This window comes from Hydrogenibacillus schlegelii (assembly GCF_001653195.1).
In the GTDB taxonomy this organism is placed as follows: domain Bacteria; phylum Bacillota; class Bacilli; order Thermicanales; family DSM-22653; genus Hydrogenibacillus; species Hydrogenibacillus schlegelii.
Genome location: NZ_JXBB01000023.1, coordinates 18,628 through 38,958, shown reverse-complemented (window position 1 = coordinate 38,958; position 20,331 = coordinate 18,628). Strand labels below are relative to the sequence as shown.

The 20,331-nt window shown below is 68.4% G+C and carries 26 protein-coding genes; all 26 read left to right on the top strand.

Features of this window, described 5'->3' with window-relative positions; all coding sequences use genetic code 11:
* The first annotated feature begins 62 nt into the window (after positions 1-62).
* The 26 genes from SA87_RS07100 (at position 63) to SA87_RS06975 (ending at position 20,298) form a co-directional block, all read left to right on the top strand.
* The gene (locus SA87_RS07100) at positions 63-674 is read left to right on the top strand and encodes a ribonuclease M5 (protein WP_066441909.1); all 612 of its coding nucleotides are present in this window, start codon (positions 63-65) and stop codon (positions 672-674) included.
* Complete coding sequence (gene rsmA, locus SA87_RS07095) at positions 671-1,540, top strand: 16S rRNA (adenine(1518)-N(6)/adenine(1519)-N(6))-dimethyltransferase RsmA (protein ID WP_066201286.1); 870 nt, start codon at positions 671-673, stop codon at positions 1,538-1,540. The genes SA87_RS07100 and rsmA overlap by 4 nt, the downstream gene beginning before the upstream one ends.
* 4 nt (positions 1,541-1,544) lie before the next feature.
* Positions 1,545-2,018, top strand: coding sequence for a ribonuclease H-like YkuK family protein (locus tag SA87_RS07090; RefSeq protein ID WP_066201282.1), 474 nt, complete (start codon positions 1,545-1,547; stop codon positions 2,016-2,018).
* 57 nt (positions 2,019-2,075) lie between these two features.
* Positions 2,076-2,876 carry a sporulation peptidase YabG gene (locus SA87_RS07085; protein ID WP_066201277.1) on the top strand — a complete coding sequence of 267 codons (801 nt, stop codon included), beginning with the start codon at positions 2,076-2,078 and terminating at the stop codon, positions 2,874-2,876.
* Between the two features lie 90 nt (positions 2,877-2,966).
* A complete protein-coding gene (locus SA87_RS07080; protein ID WP_066201274.1) occupies positions 2,967-3,245 on the top strand; it encodes a Veg family protein in 279 nt (92 codons plus the stop codon).
* Between the two features lie 78 nt (positions 3,246-3,323).
* On the top strand, positions 3,324-3,518 hold the full coding sequence (locus SA87_RS07075) for a small, acid-soluble spore protein, alpha/beta type (protein ID WP_066201664.1): 195 nt from the start codon (positions 3,324-3,326) through the stop codon (positions 3,516-3,518).
* A gap of 68 nt (positions 3,519-3,586) precedes the next feature.
* Complete coding sequence (gene ispE, locus SA87_RS07070; protein WP_245637676.1) at positions 3,587-4,543, top strand: 4-(cytidine 5'-diphospho)-2-C-methyl-D-erythritol kinase; 957 nt, start codon at positions 3,587-3,589, stop codon at positions 4,541-4,543.
* A 7-nt stretch (positions 4,544-4,550) separates the two neighbouring features.
* Positions 4,551-5,504 carry a pur operon repressor gene (gene purR / locus SA87_RS07065; RefSeq protein ID WP_066201268.1) on the top strand — a complete coding sequence of 318 codons (954 nt, stop codon included), beginning with the start codon at positions 4,551-4,553 and terminating at the stop codon, positions 5,502-5,504.
* Positions 5,491-5,868, top strand: coding sequence for a RidA family protein (locus SA87_RS07060; RefSeq protein WP_066201264.1), 378 nt, complete (start codon positions 5,491-5,493; stop codon positions 5,866-5,868). The genes purR and SA87_RS07060 overlap by 14 nt, the downstream gene beginning before the upstream one ends.
* 106 nt (positions 5,869-5,974) lie before the next feature.
* Positions 5,975-6,301 (top strand): septation regulator SpoVG, encoded by a 327-nt coding sequence (gene spoVG, locus SA87_RS07055; protein ID WP_066201662.1) that lies wholly within the window; start codon positions 5,975-5,977, stop codon positions 6,299-6,301.
* A 113-nt stretch (positions 6,302-6,414) separates the two neighbouring features.
* Complete coding sequence (gene glmU, locus SA87_RS07050) at positions 6,415-7,851, top strand: bifunctional UDP-N-acetylglucosamine diphosphorylase/glucosamine-1-phosphate N-acetyltransferase GlmU (protein WP_066201261.1); 1,437 nt, start codon at positions 6,415-6,417, stop codon at positions 7,849-7,851.
* Positions 7,848-8,795, top strand: a complete 948-nt coding sequence (locus tag SA87_RS07045) for a ribose-phosphate diphosphokinase (protein WP_066201258.1) — start codon at positions 7,848-7,850, stop codon at positions 8,793-8,795. Before glmU ends, SA87_RS07045 begins: the two co-directional genes overlap by 4 nt.
* Before the next feature lie 15 nt (positions 8,796-8,810).
* Positions 8,811-9,392 carry an aminoacyl-tRNA hydrolase gene (gene pth / locus SA87_RS07040; RefSeq protein ID WP_066201253.1) on the top strand — a complete coding sequence of 194 codons (582 nt, stop codon included), beginning with the start codon at positions 8,811-8,813 and terminating at the stop codon, positions 9,390-9,392.
* A 113-nt stretch (positions 9,393-9,505) separates the two neighbouring features.
* The gene (locus SA87_RS07035; RefSeq protein WP_066201250.1) at positions 9,506-9,730 is read left to right on the top strand and encodes an anti-sigma-F factor Fin; all 225 of its coding nucleotides are present in this window, start codon (positions 9,506-9,508) and stop codon (positions 9,728-9,730) included.
* Between the two features lie 54 nt (positions 9,731-9,784).
* Positions 9,785-13,321, top strand: coding sequence for a transcription-repair coupling factor (mfd, locus tag SA87_RS07030; protein ID WP_066201247.1), 3,537 nt, complete (start codon positions 9,785-9,787; stop codon positions 13,319-13,321).
* A complete protein-coding gene (locus SA87_RS07025) occupies positions 13,302-14,333 on the top strand; it encodes a peptidylprolyl isomerase (protein WP_066201244.1) in 1,032 nt (343 codons plus the stop codon). The genes mfd and SA87_RS07025 overlap by 20 nt, the downstream gene beginning before the upstream one ends.
* A gap of 98 nt (positions 14,334-14,431) precedes the next feature.
* Positions 14,432-14,974: a stage V sporulation protein T gene (gene spoVT, locus SA87_RS07020; RefSeq protein ID WP_066201242.1), complete on the top strand. Its 543-nt coding sequence runs from the start codon at positions 14,432-14,434 to the stop codon at positions 14,972-14,974.
* Positions 14,975-15,139: 165 nt separating this feature from the next.
* The gene (locus SA87_RS07015) at positions 15,140-15,415 is read left to right on the top strand and encodes an HU family DNA-binding protein (RefSeq protein WP_066201238.1); all 276 of its coding nucleotides are present in this window, start codon (positions 15,140-15,142) and stop codon (positions 15,413-15,415) included.
* Positions 15,416-15,594: 179 nt separating this feature from the next.
* Positions 15,595-16,242, top strand: a complete 648-nt coding sequence (locus SA87_RS07010; RefSeq protein ID WP_066201235.1) for a FixH family protein — start codon at positions 15,595-15,597, stop codon at positions 16,240-16,242.
* Positions 16,243-16,293: 51 nt separating this feature from the next.
* Positions 16,294-17,490, top strand: a complete 1,197-nt coding sequence (locus tag SA87_RS07005; RefSeq protein WP_066201232.1) for an FtsX-like permease family protein — start codon at positions 16,294-16,296, stop codon at positions 17,488-17,490.
* Positions 17,487-18,161: an ABC transporter ATP-binding protein gene (locus SA87_RS07000; protein ID WP_066201227.1), complete on the top strand. Its 675-nt coding sequence runs from the start codon at positions 17,487-17,489 to the stop codon at positions 18,159-18,161. The genes SA87_RS07005 and SA87_RS07000 overlap by 4 nt, the downstream gene beginning before the upstream one ends.
* Positions 18,162-18,250: 89 nt before the next feature.
* Entirely contained in the window at positions 18,251-18,499 is a 249-nt protein-coding gene (locus tag SA87_RS06995; RefSeq protein WP_066201224.1) for a S4 domain-containing protein, read from the top strand.
* 100 nt (positions 18,500-18,599) lie between these two features.
* Positions 18,600-18,872 (top strand): sporulation protein YabP, encoded by a 273-nt coding sequence (yabP, locus tag SA87_RS06990; protein WP_066201221.1) that lies wholly within the window; start codon positions 18,600-18,602, stop codon positions 18,870-18,872.
* The gene (yabQ, locus tag SA87_RS06985; RefSeq protein ID WP_066201218.1) at positions 18,869-19,393 is read left to right on the top strand and encodes a spore cortex biosynthesis protein YabQ; all 525 of its coding nucleotides are present in this window, start codon (positions 18,869-18,871) and stop codon (positions 19,391-19,393) included. The genes yabP and yabQ overlap by 4 nt, the downstream gene beginning before the upstream one ends.
* 12 nt (positions 19,394-19,405) lie before the next feature.
* Positions 19,406-19,738, top strand: a complete 333-nt coding sequence (locus SA87_RS06980) for an FtsB family cell division protein (protein ID WP_066201215.1) — start codon at positions 19,406-19,408, stop codon at positions 19,736-19,738.
* Positions 19,739-19,905: 167 nt separating this feature from the next.
* On the top strand, positions 19,906-20,298 hold the full coding sequence (locus SA87_RS06975) for a S1 RNA-binding domain-containing protein (protein WP_066201212.1): 393 nt from the start codon (positions 19,906-19,908) through the stop codon (positions 20,296-20,298).
* The last annotated feature ends 33 nt before the right edge of the window (positions 20,299-20,331 follow it).

Genomic DNA, 20,331 nt, shown 5'->3' with positions numbered 1-20,331 from the left:
GGCGATGGTCCTGAAAAAAGTCCCGGTGGGTGAAGGTGTATAATAAGCGAGGTGATGCCGGGTTGACCGAAGCGAAGCCGCACCTCGAGGCGGTCGTCGTCGTCGAAGGGCGGCGGGATGCCGCCCGCGTTCGAGAGGCGGCCGAGGTCGACGTCTTCGTCCTCGGCGGCGACGCCCTTACCCCGGAGAAGATCGCCGCCCTCCGGCGCCTTGCCCGCGTGCGGGACGTCGTCGTCCTGACCGATCCCGACCGGGTCGGAGAAAAACTGCGCCGGGCCCTCGATCGGATGGTTCCGGGGCTTCTGCACGCCTACCTTCCTCCGGAGGCGGCGAAAAAAAACGGCCGCTACGGCGTCGAGCACGCTCGACCGGAGGCGATCCGGGCGGCCCTCGGCCGCCTCCGCAAAGCCGAGCGAAAGGGGCCGCCGGCGTTGTCGTGGCAGGCGTACGTCGCCCTCGGCCTTGCCTTTCAACCGGAGGCGTCCTTCCGGCGGGCCCGCGTCGCCGCTCGCCTCGGCATCGGCCCCGCCGGCGCCAAGGCGTTTTACGAACGCCTGAACCTCTTTTGCATCCCGGAGGCCGCCGTTCGGGCGGCTCTCGGGTCGGACGCCCGGGAAGGCGGCCCGACCTCCGGCGCCGGCGGTCCCGAGGGGAAGGAGGCGGACCGCCGGTGAACGTCGATCCCCGGCGCACGAAAGCGCTTGCCCGGGCGCTGGATCTTCGGCCGGTCAAATCCCGCGGGCAGCATTTCCTCACCGCCCCGCCCATCGTCGACGGGATCGTCACCTGCGCCGGCGTCGGGCCGGAAGACGGCGTGCTGGAAATCGGCCCCGGCCTCGGCGCCCTCACGGCGGCCCTCGCCGAACGGGTGCGCCGCGTCGTGGCGGTGGAGATCGACCGGCGGCTCGTCGCCGCCCTGAACGAGCTCTTCGCCGATCGGCCCTCGGTCCACATCGTGGAAGGGGACGTGCTGGCGGTGGACCTTCCGGAGCTTCTGAACCGTCACTTTGCGCCGGAGACGCCGGTCCACGTCGTGGCCAACCTCCCGTATTACATCACGACGCCGATCCTCTTTCGCCTGCTCGAGCACGGCGATCGCTTCCGGGCGATCACGATCATGGTGCAAAAAGAGGTGGCCGATCGCCTCGTCGCGACGCCGGGAACGAAGGCGTACGGCGCCCTGACGGCGTCGGTGGCCCGCTTCGCCCGCGTCGAAAAGTGCCTCGACGTCCCGGCGGGAGCGTTTTTCCCGCCGCCGGCGGTGGCGTCCCGCGTCGTCCGCCTCGTGCCGCACCGCCCTTCGCCGTACGCCGGCTGCCGCGAAGGCTACGGGCACCTCGTCGCCGTCGCCTTCAAAAGCCGCCGGAAGACGCTCGCCAACAATCTGCGCCAGGCCCATCCGGCGCTTCCGATCGATTGGGGCGCCTGGCTCGAGGCCCACGGCTATGACGCAAAAATCCGCGGCGAAATGCTCGCGCCCGACGATTTCTGCCGCCTCGGCGCGGCGCTCTGGACGCTCCTTCAGGCCCGAACGGGGTGACGCGATGCTCTTCATAAGCCCGACGGACGGCCGGCTCTCGATCGCCGAGATGCTGGCCGCGATCGAACGGTTCATCGCCGTCGACGAGGCAGGCCGCTACAAGCTCATCATCGGCACCGATTCCCAGACGCATCACGGCGAGACGCTGTTCGTCACCGCCGTCATCGTGCACCGGATCGGGAAGGGCGCCCGCTTTTTTTTCCATCGCCAGAGCCGGCCGCCGGTCCAGGATCTCCGGCAGCGGGTGTATCTCGAGACGGCGGCTTCCCTCGAGACGGTTCAGCGGATGCAGCGCGATCCGGCCTTTCAGCGGATCATCGATCTCCCGATCGAGATCCACGTCGACATCGGGACGACCGGCGCCACGCGGTCGATGATCCAGGAGATCGTCGGCTGGGTGACGTCGGTCGGCTACACGGTCAAAATCAAACCCCAATCGTACGGTGCGAGCGCCGTCGCCGATCGTTACACCAAGTAAGGCCGCCTCACTCCCGGACGTCGCCGGCCATAGGCTATGGCGGAAGGGGGCGCGGCGATGATCACCGTCGGCATGCTCGTCGGCCGAAAATCGTACGGCCGGGACATCGTCTTTCGCGTCATCCAGATCGATCACGCCGCCCGAAAGGCGCTTTTGCAGGGGAAGGACGTCCGCCTCCTGGCCGATGCGCCGCTGGACGATCTGGAGCCGGTGGACGACGCGGGGGAGGAGGCGGACGATGGCGCTTCGGGCAAAACGGCCCGACCGGCGCCGCCTCCGCCGGCGCCCCGCGGGAAAATCCTCGGGACGCGGGCGGTGCCGTACCCGGGGAAGGTCCTCCATCTCGACGGCGACGCCCGGTACCTCGCCCTGTCGATGGCGGAGTACGAGCGCCTCGGGCTTCCGGCCGTCGGGCTGAACCTTCCGGAGCGGGAGATGCCGAAGAAGGTCTCGACCCTCCTCCGTCGGATGCAGCCCGACATCCTCGTCCTCACGGGGCACGACGCCTACCAGCGGGGCCGGGACACCTACCGGCACTCGCGGTACTTTATCGACGCCGTGCGCCACGCCCGGGAAATCGAGCGGCACAAGGACGCCCTCATCATCGTCGCCGGGGCTTGTCAGTCGGATTACGACGGGCTGATGGCCGCCGGAGCGAACTTTGCCAGTTCTCCGGCCCGGATGAACATCCACGCCCTCGATCCGGTCCGGGTCGTCTCCCGGCTTGCGACCGCCTCGGTCCGGGACATCGTCGCGCCCGATGCGGCGATCGCCGGCGTGACCGGCGGCGCCCGGGGGTTCGGCGGCATCGAAACCCGCGGGACGCTTCGCCTCGGTTTTCCGGAAAACGCCCGTTGACAGCCTTTTGCCGGCCCTGCTATAATGGTTGTTTTCGTTTGACACGCTATACGAAAAATGTTATACTAGGGCCGGCGAGGTGATGAACACGTGGCGAAAAATGCCCTGGCGGAGATCAAAACGCTTCTCGACGGGTATGTCGGACAGCGGATTCGACTGAAGGCAAACGGCGGCCGCAAAAAAACGGTCGAACATGTCGGCATCTTAGAGGAGACGTATCCGCTCGTGTTCATCGTCAAATTGGACGAAACGGCTCGACCGGTCCGGCGGGTGTCCTACAGTTACGCCGACATCTTGACGGAGGCGGTCGAGCTTACGGTTCTCGACGAAAAGGGACCGCAAAAGATCACCGTGTCGCCGGCGCCGTGACGCCGCTTTGCGCCGCATAGCCTCGGACGGACGGCGCAGATTACGAAGGGGGCGGCCGAGGCGCCGGGAGGGATGGCGGTGGCCCGACGGCGACGGGTCATGTCGGAGGCGCTGAAGGCGGAACTGGCGAAGGAACTCGGCTTTTACGACAAAGTCCGTGCCGGAGACTGGGGCGACATCACCGCCCGGGAGGCGGGGAACCTGGTCCGCCAGGCGATCGCCAAGGCGGAGGCGATCCTTCGGGCGGGCGAAGCGCCGTCTGACCGGCGGTGAGGGGGCAGAAGAGGCTGGGCGACCGGCCTCTTTTGCCTGCCTTTTTTTGCCGTGCTTTGCGTGTTACAATGGGACGGAACGCGGGCGTCGGTGGGCAGCGGCAGGCGGACGGGATGGAGACGAAAATGCGCGAACTGTGGATCACCTCGCCGGCCAAGATCAACTTGACGCTGGAAGTGCTCGGCCGGAGGCCGGACGGATATCACGAGCTCGACATGCTCGTCGTCGCCGTCGATCTGGCCGACCGGCTGCGCCTCGTGCTTCGGGACGACGGAGCGATCACCCTGTCGTCGTCGAACGGAACGCTCCCCCTCGGCGAGAAGAACCTGGCGGTGGCCGCCGCCCGGAAGCTTCAGGCCGCAAGCGGCGTCCGGGCCGGCGTGCACATCGAGATCGAGAAGCGGATCCCGATCTCCGCCGGCCTCGGCGGCGGGTCGTCGAACGCCGCGGCGGTCCTCATGGGGCTCAACGCTCTCTGGGGGCTCGGCTACGACCGGGAACGGCTTCAGACGCTCGGCGCCGAGATCGGCTCCGACGTGCCCTTTTTTTTCCACGGCGGGACCGCCCGGGTGCAGGGCCGGGGAGAGCGGGTGGAGCCGCTTCCCGACGTCGGTCCCTGGACGATCGTCATCGCCCGGCCGCCGCTTTATGTGTCGACGGCGGATGTGTTTCGGGCGCTCGCGGTCGATCGGCTGCCGCCGCCGGGAGAGACGGCGGCGGCGGTGGCGGCCCTTCAGGCCGGCCGGCGGGAGGCGGTGCTCCGGCACCTCCGGAACGATCTCGAAGCGGTGACGTTTCGGCTGTACCCGGAGGTGCGCCGCCTGAAGGAGAAATTTTACGCTTTCGGCGCCGAATACGCGCTCATGTCCGGCAGCGGCCCGGTCGTCTACGGCGTCTTTCCCGACGGCCGCCGCGCCCGCCGGGTCGTCCACAGCCTGCGGGGGTTTCTCCGGGACGTCTATCTCGTGCAGACCCTCGGCGCCCGGTCTTCTCCCCGGGGCATGACGGCGGTCTCGAAAGGGTGAAACCGGAGTGGCCAAGAAGCCGAAACGCGCCGGACGGCTCGTCGACCTCGCCGCGCGCCTGGTGGCGGCGCCGTACGGACATTTTTCGCTGACCGCCTTCGCCGAGGCGTACGGCGCCGCCAAATCGTCCATCAGCGAAGACCTGGCCCTCATCAAGGACGTGCTGGAGGCCTCCGGCCGGGGAACGCTCCGGACCTTCCCCGGCGCCGCCGGCGGGGTCCGGTACGAGCCTTGGCTTCCCCGGCCGGAGGCCGAGGCGTTCGGCGAAGCGCTTCGAGCGGAGATGGAGCGGCCGGAGCGGCTTCTGGCGGGGGGGTTCGTCTACATCACCGATCTTCTCGGCCGGCCGGACGTCCTCTCCCGGTTCGGCCGGCTGGTGGCGACCGCCTACGGGGGCGAGGAGATCGACTGGATCCTCACCGTCGAGACGAAGGGCATCCCCCTGGCGACCGCCGTCGGGTTCTGGCTCAACCGGCCGGTCGCCGTCGCCCGCAAGGCGAGCCAGATCACCGAAGGGTCGGTCGTCACGGTGAGTTACGTCTCCGGGACGACCCGGCGGATTCAGACGATGTCCCTCTCCCGCCGGGCGATCCCGTCGGGAGCGCGGGTGCTCATCGTGGACGATTTTTTGCGGGGCGGGGGGACGATCCGGGGGCTTTGGTCGCTTCTCGACGAGTTCCAGGCGACGGCAGCGGCGAGCGTCGTCCTCGTCGAGACGCCGCCCGGAGCGCCCCGCCTCGTCGACGGGGTGCGGGCCGCCGTCCGGCTGACGCGGCTCGACGCCGAGGCGGGGGTTCTCGTGGCCGAGCCGGGGGACCTGATGCACGACTACCGGGCGGCGCTTTTAAAGATCGAAGGGGAGCTGAAAAAAGAGGACGCGGCGCTCGTCGACCCGGAGGGTCGGCCGGACGACGGCGCCGCAGACGGAAAAAGGAGGGAGCGGCGCGATGCGGTCGATTAACGCCGACCGGGCGCCGGCGGCCATCGGCCCGTATTCCCAGGCGGTCGAAACCGGCGGCTGGGTCTTTCTCTCCGGCCAAATTCCGCTTCGGCCGGACGGGACGCTCGTCGACGGACCGCCGGCGGAGCAGGCGGAACAGGTGCTCAAAAATCTGGAGGCCGTGCTCGAGGCGGCCGGCCTTTCCAAACGGGACGTCGTCAAGACGACGATCTTTCTTACCGACCTTTCGCATTTTCAGGCGGTGAACGAAGTGTACGGCCGCTTTTTCGGCGATCACCGGCCGGCCCGCTCGACGGTCCAGGTGGCGGCGCTCCCCCGGGGCGCGGCGGTCGAGATCGAAGCGATCGCCGTCCGGCCGCGGTGAGGACCGCCGATTCATGCAAAAATAACTTTGATCCGCGGAAGGAATCGGCCGCCCTGCGTCGAAAGCGTAGACTAGTCCGACACTTCGGCGCAAGGTGGTGAACCCGATGGAAGTGACCGATGTCCGCATCCGGACGGTGCAGGGCGAGGGCAAGATGAAGGCCGTGGCGTCCGTCACCTTTGACGGCGAGTTCGTCGTCCACGACATCCGCATCATCGACGGGACGAACGGCCTCTTCGTCGCCATGCCGAGCAAACGGATGCCCGACGGGGCGTTTCGGGACATCGCCCACCCGATCTCTTCGTCGACGCGCGAAAAGATCCAGCGGGCCGTCCTCGACGTCTACCGCCGGCACGTGGCCCAAAACGCCGCCCGGGAGGCGGCCGAAACGGCCGGACCGACCGACGGCGACCTCGTCGGCGAAGGCGCGTAAGGCGCTTTCGCCGCTTTTTTGTCCGCCGGTGCCCCTTGCGCCGGCGCCGGCCTTTCTGTATCATGGGGATGATTTGCCGGGCGGGGAACGCCGGAGGGAGAGGAAGGATCCGGATGAAACGGGTTGCCGTCGTGCTGGCGGCCGGCAAGGGGACCCGAATGCGCTCGGAACGGCCGAAGGTGCTCCATCCGCTCCTCGGAAAGCCGATGCTGGGGTACGTCCTGGAAGCGCTCGGCGCCGTCCGGTGGGACGGCGTCTTCGTCGTCGTCGGCCATCGGCGGGAATGGGTGGAAGCGGCGTTTGCCGGCGCCGCGTCCTTCGTCGTCCAGGATCCGCCGCTCGGGACCGGCGACGCGGTAAAAACGGCCCTCAAGCAGGCGGGGGCACCGCCGGAGACCCTCGTCGTCTTAAACGGCGATGCGCCCCTCCTTCGGGCCGAGACGATCCGCCGCCTCGTCGAGGCGCATGAGGCCGCTTCCGCCGCGGCGACCGTCGCCGCGGCCCGTCTGGACGATCCGACGGGGTACGGGCGCCTCGTCCGGGACGACGACGGCCGCCTCGTCGGCATCGTCGAAGAAAAGGACGCCACGCCGGCCGTTCGGGCCATCCGGGAAGTGAACGCCGGGCTGTACGCGTTTTTCGGCCCGGCGCTCGCGGAGGCGCTTTCCGCCCTCCGGCCGGACAACGCGCAGCAGGAATACTATCTCACGGACGCCGTCGGGCATCTCCTCGCCCGCGGAGCGGCGGTCGAGGTCTTTCCCCTCTCCGATCCGACGGAGGCCCGGGGGGTGAACGATCGCCGGGAACTCGCCGAGGCGGAGGCGATCCTCCGGCGGCGGATCATCGAGCGGCATCTCCTCGCCGGGGTGACGGTCGAGGATCCGGCGTCGACGTGGATCGGGCCCGACGTCGAGATCGCCGCCGATGCGATCATCCGGGCCGGAAGCCGCCTGATGGGCCGGACGCGCGTCGGCGAGGGGGCGGACGTGGGGCCGTATGCCGACCTGACGGACACCGAGGTCGGCGCCGGCGCCCGCGTCCGGTACACCGTCGCCGAAGGGGCGGCGATCGGCGCCGGATCCGACGTCGGGCCCTATGCCCATCTCCGGCCCGGCGCCCGCCTCGGCCGGACGGTGCGCGTCGGGAACTTCGTGGAAGTGAAAAACAGCACCGTCGGAGACGGGACGAAGCTTCCGCATCTGACGTACATCGGCGATGCGACGGTCGGTTCCGGCGTGAACGTCGGCTGCGGGACGATCACGGTCAACTACGACGGCGTGGCCAAGCACCGGACGATGATCGAGGACGGCGCCTTCATCGGCTGCAACACGAACCTGATCGCGCCGGTCCGCGTCGGCGCCGGCGCCTACGTCGCCGCCGGCTCGACGATCACCGACGACGTCCCGGACGGAGCGCTGGCGATCGCCCGGGCGAGGCAGACGAACAAACCCGGTTATGCCGCGCGGCTTCGGGCCAAGTTCCGGGATCGCTCCGGCCGGTCGGCCGGGGAAGCCGTCTCCCATCACGGCGGAGAAGGGAACGAGGGATGAGCTATCGCGACTCGAAACTGAAGGTCTTCAGCGGCAACTCGAACCGGGCGCTCGCCGAGGAGATCGCCCGGCATATCGGCGTGTCTTTGGGCGATGCGGAGATCTCCACCTTCAGCGACGGCGAAATCCAGGTCCGGCTGAACGAAAGCGTCCGCGGCGCGGACGTTTTTGTCATCCAGTCGACGAGTTATCCGGTGAACGACCACCTCATGGAAATGCTCGTCATGATCGACGCCTTGAAGCGGGCGTCCGCCGGCCGGATCAACGTCGTCATGCCGTACTACGGGTACGCCCGGCAGGACCGGAAGGCCCGGGCCCGGGACCCGATCACGGCCAAACTGGTCGCCAACCTGATCGAAACCGCCGGCGCCGATCGGGTCATCGCCATGGACTTGCACGCGATGCAGATCCAGGGCTTTTTCGACATCCCGGTCGATCACCTGCTCGGCATCCCGATCCTGGCGGCGTATTTTCGGGAAAAGGGGCTCGACGATGTCGTCGTCGTCTCGCCGGACCACGGCGGCGTGACCCGGGCCCGGCGCCTCGCCGACCGCCTCGGGGCGCCGATCGCCATCATCGACAAACGGCGCCCGGAGCCGAACGTCGCCCAGGTGATGAATATCGTCGGCCAGGTCGAGGGCCGGACGGCGATCCTCATCGACGACATCATCGACACCGCCGGAACGATCACTCTGGGCGCCGAGGCGCTCCTCAAAGCCGGGGCGAAAGCGGTTTACGCGAGCGGCACCCACGCCGTCCTCTCGGGGCCGGCGATCGAGCGGCTCCGCTCCTCGCCGATCCGCGAGATCGTCGTCACGAACACGATCCACGTGCCGGAGGAAAAGCGGCTTTCCAACCTCGTCATCCTTTCGGTGGCGCCGCTCATCGCCGAGGCGATCGTCCGCGTCCACGAACAGCTGTCCGTCAGCCGGCTGTTCGACTGAAGGCGGGGTAACGGGATGATCCGTCTCGTCGTCGGCCTCGGCAATCCGGGGCCCGAGTATGCCCGGACGCGGCACAACGCCGGCTTTTGGGTCGTTGACGCCCTCGCCGCCGACGGGGTCGTCGTCCGCCGGGACGAAAAATGGGGCGGCGAGCTCCGGGACGTCCGTTTCGGGGGGCAGCGGGTGTGGCTTTTGAAGCCCCTCACCTACATGAATCGCGCCGGCGATGCCGTCGGCGCGGTGGCCCGGTACTTCGGCATCGCGCCCGAGGCGATCGTCGTCGTCTACGACGATCTCGACCTTCCGGTGGGGAAGATCCGCCTTCGTCTGCAGGGGGGTCACGGCGGCCACAACGGCATGCGCTCGGTCCTCGCCGCCCTGGGGACGGAAAAGGTGCCGCGGCTTCGAATCGGCATCGGCCGGCCGCCTGCGGGGTCGGTCGCCGACTACGTCCTCGCCCCGCCCCGGCCGGAGGAGCGGGCGGCGCTGGAGGCGGCGGTCGAGCGGGCGCGGGAGGCGCTTCGCCTGGCGATCGCGCGGGACTTTCTCGCGGCGATGAACCGGTTCAACGTCGACGGCCCGGAGGCCGGACGGTAGGAAGCTCGGCCGGCGCCGGCAAAGCTCCGGCCGCAAGGCTTTGGCCGGCAAGTATACGGCCGCTCCGTTTCGGTCAAGCTCTTAGCGATGACGGACCGAAAGCGGGGATCGACATGGCCCTCGTCTACCAGTGCCGCATCTGCCGGAGCGTCCTGGGGGTCTTTTATCACGACGAGCCGCGCCTTTTGCTCACGCTCGAGCGGCTCGCGCCGGAGGACCGGGCCGCCCTGGTCGAAGAGACGGGCGAGGCGACGCGCGTCTGGGTCGTGTGCGAGCACTGCCAGGCGGCGTACGACGCCCATCCGGAGCTTTATGAGCTGGACAGCCCGCTTCAGTGACGGTGGGCCAAGACGTCGGGCAAAGGCGGCCGGCGGGAGAAGAGGGGGTCGAAGGTGCTCGGTGCGCTTCTTGGCGCCATTCGCGGCCATCCGGATCTTTTGGCGATCGCCGATCGGATCCGAAGCGGCGTGCGGGAACAGCTGGTCACCGGCCTGGCCGGTTCGACCCGCGCCATCGTCTGGGCGGCCTTGCAAGAAGCCCTCGGGCGGCCGCTCGTGATTTTATCGTCTAATAATTATCAAGCACAGAAAAATTACGAGGATATTGTCGAAATTGTCGGGGAAGACGGCGTCGTCTTTTACCCCGGCGAGGAGCTCGTCGCCTTCGTCGAGGAGCGCCCGTCGGCGGAGCTCGCGGCGCGCCTGGAGGCGCTTTACGCCCTCCTCTTTCGCCGGCCGCGGTTTCTCGTCACCGGATACGCCGCTCTCATGCGGCCCCTGCCGCCGCCGGCGGTGTTTCGGGCCCATACGCTTGAGCTAAAGCCGGGGGACGAACGGACGCCGGAAGACATCGTCCGCGTCCTCGTCCGAGCCGGGTACCGCCGGGAAGCGGAGGCGCTTGTGCCGGGGACGGTGGCCGTCCGGGGCGGCATCGTCGACGTCTATCCGCTCGCCGGGGGGGCGCCGGTTCGCCTCGAATGGGGGTTTGACGCCCTGGAGTCGATCCGGGCCTACGATCCTGAGGACGGTCGCTCCCGGGGAGAACTGCCGGCGGTGCGCCTTCTTCCGGCCTCGACATTCCTCCTGGCGTCGGAAGCCCGGGACCGGCTGCTTCAGGCGCTCGGGGCGCTCCGGACCGAGGAGACGCTCAAGATCGGCGATCCGGAGCGGCGGGCCGAAGCGGAGGCGCACCTCGACCGGCTCATCGCCGAGCTTAAAGCGGGAGGGCTTCCGCCGGAGGCGGCCCTCTATCTCAGGCGCGCCTGTCCGGAGCCGGCGACGCTCCTCGACTTTCTCGAGGCACCGGTCCTTGCCGTCGACGAACCGTCCCGGGTCTGGGACGCCGCGGCCCAGTACGCCCGGGAGGAGGCGGAATGGATCATCGAAGCGAAGGCCCGGGGACGCCTCGTCGGAAGCGGCGAGCGCTTCTTTTCCCGGGAGGCGGCCCTCTCTCCCGCCCGGGCGCCGATCGTCTACTTTTCGTTTTTTGCCCGGACGCTCAAAGGGATGAAGGTGAGCCATACGACGGGCTTTGTCTCCCGGAGCGGCCAGGCGTTCCACGGCCAGTTCGGCGTCCTCAAAACCGAGTTTGACCGCTGGCGCCGTCTCGGCTACCGGGTCCTGTTTCTCGCCGGCGACCGAGACCGGGCAGAGAGACTGCAAAAAATGCTTGAAGATGCCGGCATGGCGGTGGACGTCCGGCCGGAGCTCGTGGCGCTGCCGGAAGCGCCGGCGATCGCGATCGGCCACCTGGAGACCGGCTTCGAGTGGCCGAGCGCCCGCCTCGTCGTCGTCACCGAAGGGGAGCTTTTTACCCAGCGGAAGCGGCGGGTCCGGCCCGCGATCGAGGTCGAAGGAACCGAGCGGATCGCCCGCTATCAGGATCTCAAGCCGGGCAACTACGTCGTCCACGTCCACCACGGCATCGGCCGGTTCGTCGGCCTGGAGACGCTGGAAGTGGACGGCGTGCACCGGGATTATCTCCGCATCCAGTACGCCGGCGGCGACCAGCTGTACGTGCCCGTCGATCAACTCGGCCTCATCCAAAAGTACGCCGCCGCCGACGATCGGGAACCGAAGCTCTCCAAGCTCGGCTCCGGCGAGTGGAAAAAGACGAAGCAGAAGGTCCGGCAGGCGGTCGAGGAGATGGCGCGAAAGCTCCTCGAGCTGTACGCCCGTCGGGCGGCGTCGCCGGGGTTTGCCTTTCCGCCGGACGATGCGCTGCAGAAGGAGTTCGAGGCGCTCTTTCCGTACGAACCGACACCGGATCAGCTCCGGGCGATCGAGGAGATCAAGCGGGACATGGAGTCGCCCCGGCCGATGGACCGGCTCCTTTGCGGCGACGTCGGCTACGGCAAGACGGAAGTCGCCCTCCGGGCGGCCTTCAAGGCGGTCATGGCCGGGAAGCAGGTCGCCTTTCTCGTGCCGACGACGATCCTCGCCGAGCAGCACTATCAGACGATCAAGGAGCGGATGGCGGATTTTCCCGTCACCGTCGAGGTCTTAAGCCGCTTTCGCACCCGGGCGGAGCAAAAAGACATTCTCGCCCGCTTGAAGCGCGGCGAGATCGACATCATCGTCGGCACCCACCGGCTGCTTTCCAAAGACGTCGTCTTTCACGACCTCGGCCTCCTCATCGTCGACGAGGAGCAGCGCTTCGGCGTCCGGCACAAAGAGCGGCTCAAGGAGCTCAAGGCCAACGTCGACGTCCTCACCCTGACCGCGACGCCGATCCCCCGGACGCTCAACATGGCGCTCATCGGCCTCCGCGACCTCAGCCTCATCGAGACGCCGCCGGAAAACCGCTATCCGGTCCAGACGATCGTCGCCGAATACTCGCCGACCCTGGTCCGGGAGGCGATCGAACGGGAGCTCGCCCGGGGCGGCCAGGTCTTTTTCCTGTATAATTACGTGGAATCGATCTACCGCATGGCGGAGGAGATCCGCGCCCTCGTCCCCGAAGCCACGGTCGCGGTCGCCCACGGCAAGATGCCGGAGGACGAGCTCGAGCGGACGATGCTCGACTTCATGCACGGCGAGATCGACGTCCTCGTGACGACGACGATCATCGAGACGGGCGTCGACATTCCGAACGCCAACACGCTCATCGTCTACGACGCCGACCGATTCGGGCTGGCGCAGCTGTACCAGTTGCGGGGCCGCGTCGGCCGTTCCGGCCGCATCGCGTACGCGTATTTGACGTATCAAAAGGGGAAGGTCTTTTCCGAGGAGGCCGAACGGCGGCTCGAAGCGATCAAGGAGTTCACGGAACTCGGCTCCGGCTTCAAGATCGCCATGCGGGACCTCGCCATCCGGGGCGCCGGAAACCTCCTCGGGCCGGAGCAGCACGGCTTCATCGCCGCCGTCGGTTTCGATCTCTACAACGAGATGCTCCGGGAAGCGGTGCAGAAGCTCAAAGGGGAGCCGGTCGAGGAGGCGCCGAAGGCGCCGGAGCTGAACGTCCAGATCGATGCGTACCTGCCGGAAGACTACATCCCGCTTCCGCCCCAGAAGATCGGGTATTACAAGCGCCTCGCCGCCGTCCGGGACCCCGGCGACGTGGAGGACGTGCGGGCGGAGCTTCGGGACCGGTTCGGCCCGCTTCCGGCGCCGGCGGAACGCCTCCTCCTCGTCGCCCGGGTGCGGGCCCTCGGGACGGCGCTTCAGGTGGAGCGGATCGACTGGGAAGGGGGGCAGCTTTCGGTCCGCTTTCGGCCGGAAGCCCGGGTGAAGGCCGACGATCTTCTCCGGCTCGCCCGCGCCGGCGAACGGCTGGGCCTTTCGGTCGGAACGGCCCTCGGTTTCTTTTTCAAGGCCGAAAGCGCCGAAGCGGCGCTCCGCCGGCTGGAGGCGCTTTTCGTCCGCCTCGCCGAGGCGCTTTCGGCAAGCGAAGGGAAGGGAGTCCTGCGCGATGAAGAACACGTCCGCTGACCGCGTTCGCCGCTTTGGGGCGGGGATCGTCGCGTTGTTTTTGGTCGTCGCCCTCGGGGCGTGCGGCGGCAAAGGATCCGCGCCCCAGTCCGAGGGGCCGGCCCAGGAAGAGGCCGCCCCGGGCGTCAAGCGGATCGAATTGGCCGAGGCGCCGGATGCCGTCGTCGCCCGTTACGACGGGGGCGTCGTCACCGCCGGGGATTTTCAGGAATACCTCAACTTCCGCCAGCTGTTCGATCCGCTGAGCGCCGATCAGACGTTCTGGGGAACGCTCCTCGACGAGTACGTCGGGCTCACCCTCCTCGCCGAGCGGGCGGACGCCGGCGGCGTCGTCCCGACGTCGGGGCCGGAGGCGCCGAAAGAGGCGGCGCAGTCGTTCATCCGGTCCCTCAAAGATCACCTCGGGGAAAAAGGCTACGCCGACGAGCTGAAGGCCCTCGGCCTGACCGAGGCGGCCATCGAGCGCTATATCGGCCTGTTCGCCAAGGCCGACGCCTACCTCGCCCATGAGGCCGGCCGGACGGATCTCAAGGCGCGCTACGAGGCGCAAAAGGACGATTATACCCTCACCACCGTGCGGCACATCCTCATCCGGGTCGGGGAGGGGCGGAGCGACGCGGAGGCAAGAAAGCTGGCCGCCGAGCTCGCCGAACGGGCCCGGCAAGGGGAGGACTTTGCCGGGCTCGCCGATCGGTATTCGGAAGATCCGGGCAACACCAACCCCGACGGCAGCAAAAACGGCGGTCTGTACGCGGACGTTCCGGCCGGCCAGTGGGTCGAGCCGTTCAAACGGGCGGTGCTCTCTCAGCCGATCGGCGCCGTCGGAGATCCGGTCAAGACCGACTACGGCTACCACGTCATCCGGGTCGAAAAGCGGACGCCCCAGCCGTTCGAGGCGGTCAAGGAAGAGCTGGCCGCCCGGGCGGCTCAGGAGGCATACCGGCGCTTCATGGACGAGGAGCTCAAGCAGGTGCTCAAAGAGCGGCACGTCCCGACCCCGAAGGCGTCGTAAGGCCGCGCCGCCGAGACCGCGCCGCATAGAAAAAACCGGCGGATGTATACTATGCCCAGGCCGCGCGACCCAACCTGCGAGGAAAGCGAGGGCGCACCATGAAGGCTACGGGCATCGTCCGCCGGATCGACGATCTGGGGCGCGTCGTCATCCCGAAAGAGATCCGCCGCACGCTCCGCATCCGCGAGGGCGACCCGCTGGAGATTTACGTCGATCAGGACGGCGAAATCATCCTGAAGAAGTATTCGCCCATCGGCGAACTGAGCGGCGCCGTCCGGGAATACGCGGAGGCGCTCCATGAAAGCCTCGGGCACCTCATCCTCATCAGCGATCGGGATCGGTACGTCGCCGCCGCCGGGAGCGGCAAAAAGGCCTTTTTGGAAAAGCCGATCGGTCCCCTGGTGGAGCAGAGCATGGACGAGCGCCGGATGATCCGGGAGACGAACGCCGGGGAATACGAGTTCGTCGCCGGGGAGCGGGAGCCGGCGGTGCAGTTCGTCGTCGTCCCGATCGTCGCCGCCGGCGACCCGATCGGCGCCGTCGTCGCGATCGCCCGGGGCGAGCTGGCGCAGATCGGCGAACTGGACCTCAAGGTGCTGGAGACGACGGCCGGATTTTTGGCCAAGCAGATGGAAGACTGACCGCGGCCCGGCCACGGCGCGACGGCGTTTGGCCGGGCGCTTTTTTGGCTAAAACGAAAGACGATCGACGGCGCGGAAAGAAATTTGCCGGAGCCGGCAGGATTTTAGCGGCTTCAGTCGAATACGTCGATACGGATCGATCGAAGCCCAAAAGGAGGTCTCCCGATGAACAAGCAGGAATTTATCGCGGCCGTCGCCGAGCGGACGCAGATGACGAAGAAGGACGTCGAAGCCGTTTTGAACGCCGTGCTTGACGAGATCACCGAGGCGCTGAAGCGGGGCGAACGGGTGCAGTTCGTCGGCTTCGGCACGTTCGAGACGCGGAAGCGGGAAGCCCGCACCGGCCGCAATCCCCAGACGGGCGAAGAGATCCGGATCGCCGCGTCGGTCGTGCCGGTGTTCAAGGCGGGAAACAAGCTCAAAGAAGCGGTCAAAGCGTAAAAAGCGCCGAACGGCGCTTTTTTTTTTTTCGGCCGGTTCGGACACACAATGTTCAAGAATTCACAGGATGACGATCTGTGAACGGTTGTTAAATTGGATTATAATGTAACAGGCGCGGTGGAAACGCCTTCACACCGGCCGGATCGCCAGGGGAAAAACCGTGCGGAAGGGGGAACGGCATGCGATCGGGGATGCGGAGCAAGCGGGGGTGGGCGCTTTTTCTCGGCGTGGGCCTTCTCTTCGCCCTTCAGGCCTGCGGTTTCGGCGACAAGGCCCCGGAAGGGACGGGCGAGAAGCCGGCGCCGGACGTCGAGGCGCTCACCGTGAAGCTCGAGGCGCCGGCGGACGTCGTCGAGACGGGGGCGGCGACGCCGTTTCGCGTCCGGGTGGAAGACGAACGGGGGCAGCCGGTCGACGTCGAGAAGGTGTATCTTTTCACCAATATGGAAGGCATGCATCACCCGACGGAGGGGACGATGCGCCACGTCGGGCCGGGGACGTATGAGCTCCGCTTGCCGCTTGCGATGGCCGGCGAGTGGTATGCGGAGGTGACGGTGACCGCCGGCGGGAAGACGAAGACCTTTACCGGCTATACGGTGCGCGCCGAAGGCAAGATGGTCCATGCGTTCATGAAAGGGTACAACGCCGACGAACAGGGCGAGCTTCCGGAAGGCTGGAAGCCGGGGGCGGCCGATGGCCCCGGCGACCGGGACCACGCGTCGGGGTCGGGCGCGATGGATCTCGGAGGCGACGAAAGCGGCGCCTCGCAGGGGGACGCCGGGACGGAAGCGGGATCCGGCCACGGGGAGGGCGGCGGGAAGCCGTGAGCGGGCGATGCGCCCCCGCCCTGAGAACGCAGGCGCTAAGGAGGGAGCGGAATGCGGGGGATCGCCTGGCGCGCCTTTTGGCGCCGCAAGAAAGAGTCGGGCCTGACGGTGGCGCTCCTCGCCCTGGTGCTCCTCCTGGCGATGTTGTTCGCCTACACGCTCGCCGGTTACGCCGGCGGGCTTTCTCTGTCGGAAGCCCGCCTCGGGGCGGACGTCGTCCTGTTTGCCAAGGAAGCGCCGGTCGACGGAAGCGCCGTCCTCTTTTCGCCGCAGCCGATCAACGCGTACTTCGAGGCGGCGCCGGTCGAGGCGGCGCTCCGGTCGATGCCTGGCGTCGCCGCCTGGACGCCGCAATTTTTTGCCCAAACGCTGAACGCCGACTGCTGTTCGGTGGAAGGGGAAAACCGCCTCGTCGGCATCGACTGGGCGAGCGATTTTCTCGTCAAACCGTGGGTGCGGGGGGTGCCGCCGGATCGTTTTGACGGGAATGTGGCGATCCTCGGCGGCGGCGTGCCGGGCTACGAGGACGAGATCGAGATCCTCGGCGCGCCGTTTCGCGTCGTCGCCCGCCTCCGGCCGACGGGGACGGCGATGGATCAGACGATTTTCGTCCCGCTCGACGTCGCCCGGGCGCTCGTCGCCGCGTCGGACACCGTCGTCGAGCTCTGGGGCCGGCACGACCCGGCCAGGAGCCTTTCGGCGATTTTCATCCGGGCCGAAGCGCGCTACAATCCGGATCTCCTCGCCTACCAGCTCAGCCGGCTGCCGGAGGTCACGGTCATCCGGACGAGCGACGTCATCACCGGCGCCCGGGAGACGCTCAGCTGGATGGGGCGGCTCCTCGGGGTATTCGGCGGATTTGCCTTTGGTTTCGGCGCGCTGGCGGTGTTCGGCCGCGTGGCGGCGGACGTCCGGCGGCGGCAAAACGACTTCGCCCTGATCGTCGCCCTCGGGGCGCCGCGGCGGCGGGTTTACGCCTGGCTCTTCTGGGAGACGATGTACACGGCCTTCGGCGCCGCCTTGCTGGCGGCGGTCGCCGGCGCCCTCGCCTGGCCTTTCCTCCGGGACGCGTTCTTGGGCGGGCAGGGGCAGCCGTTTGTGGCGCCGCCCCCGGCGGCGGTGGTCCTCGGCGCCGCCGTCTTCGTCGCGCTCGCCTGGGCGGTTCAGCTTTTGGTCGCCCTGTGGGCGGTCGGCGACGCCGTCCGGCGGCCGGTCGGCGAGGTGCTGAAAGAGGAGGGAGGATTGTGACGGCGGTCCTTGAGGTCGAAGGGCTTTCGGTCCGGGTCGGCCGGCCGGGCCGGGAGGTCCTCCGGGACGTTACGTTTTCCCTTTCGCCCGGCGAGTGGGTGAGCCTCGTCGGAGAGAGCGGCGCCGGGAAGACGACGCTCCTTTTTGCCGTCGCCGGCCTTCTCCCTCGGGACGGGGGGACGATCCGGTATGAGGGGAAGCCCCTTCACGGAGCGGCCCTCGCCGCCTATCGCCTCCGCCGGATGGGGCTCGTCTTTCAGGGGCTTTACACCGTCCACAGCCTGACGGTGCGAGAAAACGTCCTCCTGCCGGCGATGCTCGCCGCCGGCGGACGGCGACCCGGTCCGGAAGAAGAAGCCCGGGCGGAGGCGCTCCTCCGGCGGGTGGGGCTGTATGAGGCGCGAAATGCCCTTCCCCACACCCTTTCCCACGGCGGGCGGCGCCGCCTCGCGGTCGCCCGGGCGCTTTTTTTGAACCCGCCGATCGTTCTGGCCGACGAGCCGACCAACGACCTCGACCGGGAGAACCGGGCGATCGTCCTCGATCTGTTTCGAGCGCTTCGCGCCGCCGGGACGGCGCTTCTCGTCGTGAGCCACGACGAGGCGACGGCCCGGGAGGGAGATCGGGCGCTTCGGCTCGAAGGCGGTCGCCTGCATCCTGTGGTAGAATAAAGCGAAAAGCGGCCGGCGTCGGCCGGTGCGGTTCGGGCCGGCGGGTCCGGCGTCGCGAGGGAGGGTGCGGTCGGAAAGGGGGAGGATCCGTGCGGCTCGATCTGTTTCTGAAGACGGCCCGCCTCGTCCGCCGTCGGGCGGTGGCGAAGGCCCTCTGCGATGAGGGGCGGGTGTTCATCGACGGCCGGCCGGCGAAGGCCGGCGCCGTCGTTCAGCCGGGGCAGACGATCGCCGTTCGTTTCGGCGAGCGGACCCTCCGGGTGCGGGTGAAGGCGGTCCCGGCGTCGAAGGCGGCCGACCCCGCGGAGCTCGTCGAGCGCCTCGACGACGAAGGGTAAGGCGTCCGATGCGGACGGCCGGCGCCGGTCCTCGGCGTTCTAAACCGGGCCCCCTCCGGCGTACGATGAGACAAACGCCGCTGGCCGAGGGGGAGTGACGATGGCGGAAACAAAGCCTCGGCATGAGGTCGGCCTCGTCGACCGGAAGGCGCTCGCCATCTCCGGCGTCGTCCGCATCGAGCGGTTCGATCGGGAGCGGTTCGTCCTCGAGACGGACGGCGGTCCGCTCGTCATCACCGGCGCCCAGCTGGAGCTGAAAAATTTTGATGTCGAGGCCGGTGAGGTGGCGATCGAAGGCCGCATCGACGCCCTTCAGTACGTCGAGGCGCCGGACGGCCGGACGAAGGGCTGGCTGGGGAAGCTGTTTCGATGAGCGTGCAGGCGGAAGCGGAGCTCGTCGCCCGGGCGCTTCTCGCCGGCGCCGCCTTCGGCCTCTTCTACGACGGTGCCGGGGCCCTCTTCCGGCGGATGCGGTCGGCGCCGGTCCGGGCCCTCATGGAGGCGCTCGCCTGGGCCGCGGGGGCGATCCTCGTCTTTGCCGCCGTCGCCCTGAGCGAGGTGCCGAAGGTGCGGGTGGCGCTTCTGCCGTTTGCCCTCCTCGGGGCGGTCGGCTATGAGGCGATCCTCGCCCGGCCGGTTCACCGGGCCGCCGGGTGGGGGAGGCGGCGCCTCCTCCGCCCGGCGGCGACCCTCATCGGGCGCGTCCTCCGGGCGCTCGCCGCCGTCGGGCGGTGGGGGCTTGGGGCGGCGGCGTTTTTCGTCGGCGCGCCGTTTCGGCCGTTCGTCCGGTGGATTTGGCGCGGGCTTCGGACGGCGGGGGGCTTGTTTCCCCTTCGGCCCCTTGCTACAATGGGAAAAGCGATCCGCCGCCTGTTCCGGCGGCATCTCCGGTGAGGAGGCAAAACCGTGGCGCGGGGGAGCGGTTCGGTCGGCGCCGTCCGCCGGCGCCGGCTGGCGACGATGCTGTTCGCCGCCTTTTTGGCCTTGGCGCTCGGGCTCTGGCTGCGGACGGAGGCGAAGGTCCGCCTCGTCGAGCGGTCTTACGCCGACCAGACCGAGCGGCTTCGGGCGCTTCAGGCGGAGGCGGACCGGCTTCGGTTGGAAAAGGCCCGCCTGAACGATCCGGCGTACGTCGCCGATCTCGCCCGGACGGCGTGGTTCTGGTCGAAGGACGGCGAGATCATCATCCGGCTGGCGAAGGAGCCGGAGCCCGGCCGGCCGGCGGAGGGCGGCCGCTGAAGCGAAACGCGAAGGCCGCCTTCCCCCTTTACAGCGTTCGGGCGGGGCGCTATACTCCGGTTAGAGGACCCGAGGGGAAGGGAGGTGCGCCCTGGTTCGGCGCTTGATCGCCGAATGGGACTTCGGTCCGCTTTGGCCGGTCCGGCGAACCAGGATGCGAGCGGCCGATGGCCATCGAAGTGGGCAGCCTGCTGGAAGGCCGGGTGACCGGGATCACCCGCTTCGGCGCCTTTGTGGAGCTGGCGGAAGGCGTCACCGGCCTGGTGCATATTTCCGAGGTGGATGACGCGTACGTCGTGGACATCCACGATTTTCTGAAGGTCGGCGATGTCGTCAAGGTGAAGGTGCTCAGAGTCGAACCCGGCGGCAAGATCGCGCTTTCGATCCGGCAGGCAAAGCCCGGAGCCTCGTCCCAGCGCCCGCGGGGGCGAAAAGGCGACCGCCAGCTCGGCTTTGAGGATAAGCTGAACCGGTTTTTGAAGGACAGCGAAGAGCGGTTGAGATCGCTTCGGCGCTCCCTCGATCCGAAGCGCGGAGGCCGCGGCTCGCGCCGGCCTTAAGCCCGGCGGTAACCTCGGATCGGCTGAGCCGAA

What these genes read in the sequence shown, in the direction of transcription:
- SA87_RS07090 (WP_066201282.1), top strand. Translation starts at nt 1,545, where the DNA reads ATGCTCTTCATAAGCCCGACGGACGGCCGGCTCTCGATCGCCGAGATG.
- SA87_RS07085 (WP_066201277.1), top strand. Translation starts at nt 2,076, where the DNA reads ATGATCACCGTCGGCATGCTCGTCGGCCGAAAATCGTACGGCCGGGAC.
- ispE (WP_245637676.1), top strand. Translation starts at nt 3,587, where the DNA reads ATGGGACGGAACGCGGGCGTCGGTGGGCAGCGGCAGGCGGACGGGATG.
- SA87_RS07060 (WP_066201264.1), top strand. Translation starts at nt 5,491, where the DNA reads ATGCGGTCGATTAACGCCGACCGGGCGCCGGCGGCCATCGGCCCGTAT.
- spoVG (WP_066201662.1), top strand. Translation starts at nt 5,975, where the DNA reads ATGGAAGTGACCGATGTCCGCATCCGGACGGTGCAGGGCGAGGGCAAG.
- glmU (WP_066201261.1), top strand. Translation starts at nt 6,415, where the DNA reads ATGAAACGGGTTGCCGTCGTGCTGGCGGCCGGCAAGGGGACCCGAATG.
- SA87_RS07045 (WP_066201258.1), top strand. Translation starts at nt 7,848, where the DNA reads ATGAGCTATCGCGACTCGAAACTGAAGGTCTTCAGCGGCAACTCGAAC.
- pth (WP_066201253.1), top strand. Translation starts at nt 8,811, where the DNA reads ATGATCCGTCTCGTCGTCGGCCTCGGCAATCCGGGGCCCGAGTATGCC.
- SA87_RS07035 (WP_066201250.1), top strand. Translation starts at nt 9,506, where the DNA reads ATGGCCCTCGTCTACCAGTGCCGCATCTGCCGGAGCGTCCTGGGGGTC.
- SA87_RS07025 (WP_066201244.1), top strand. Translation starts at nt 13,302, where the DNA reads ATGAAGAACACGTCCGCTGACCGCGTTCGCCGCTTTGGGGCGGGGATC.
- spoVT (WP_066201242.1), top strand. Translation starts at nt 14,432, where the DNA reads ATGAAGGCTACGGGCATCGTCCGCCGGATCGACGATCTGGGGCGCGTC.
- SA87_RS07015 (WP_066201238.1), top strand. Translation starts at nt 15,140, where the DNA reads ATGAACAAGCAGGAATTTATCGCGGCCGTCGCCGAGCGGACGCAGATG.
- SA87_RS07010 (WP_066201235.1), top strand. Translation starts at nt 15,595, where the DNA reads ATGCGATCGGGGATGCGGAGCAAGCGGGGGTGGGCGCTTTTTCTCGGC.
- SA87_RS07005 (WP_066201232.1), top strand. Translation starts at nt 16,294, where the DNA reads ATGCGGGGGATCGCCTGGCGCGCCTTTTGGCGCCGCAAGAAAGAGTCG.
- yabP (WP_066201221.1), top strand. Translation starts at nt 18,600, where the DNA reads ATGGCGGAAACAAAGCCTCGGCATGAGGTCGGCCTCGTCGACCGGAAG.
- yabQ (WP_066201218.1), top strand. Translation starts at nt 18,869, where the DNA reads ATGAGCGTGCAGGCGGAAGCGGAGCTCGTCGCCCGGGCGCTTCTCGCC.
- SA87_RS06975 (WP_066201212.1), top strand. Translation starts at nt 19,906, where the DNA reads ATGGCCATCGAAGTGGGCAGCCTGCTGGAAGGCCGGGTGACCGGGATC.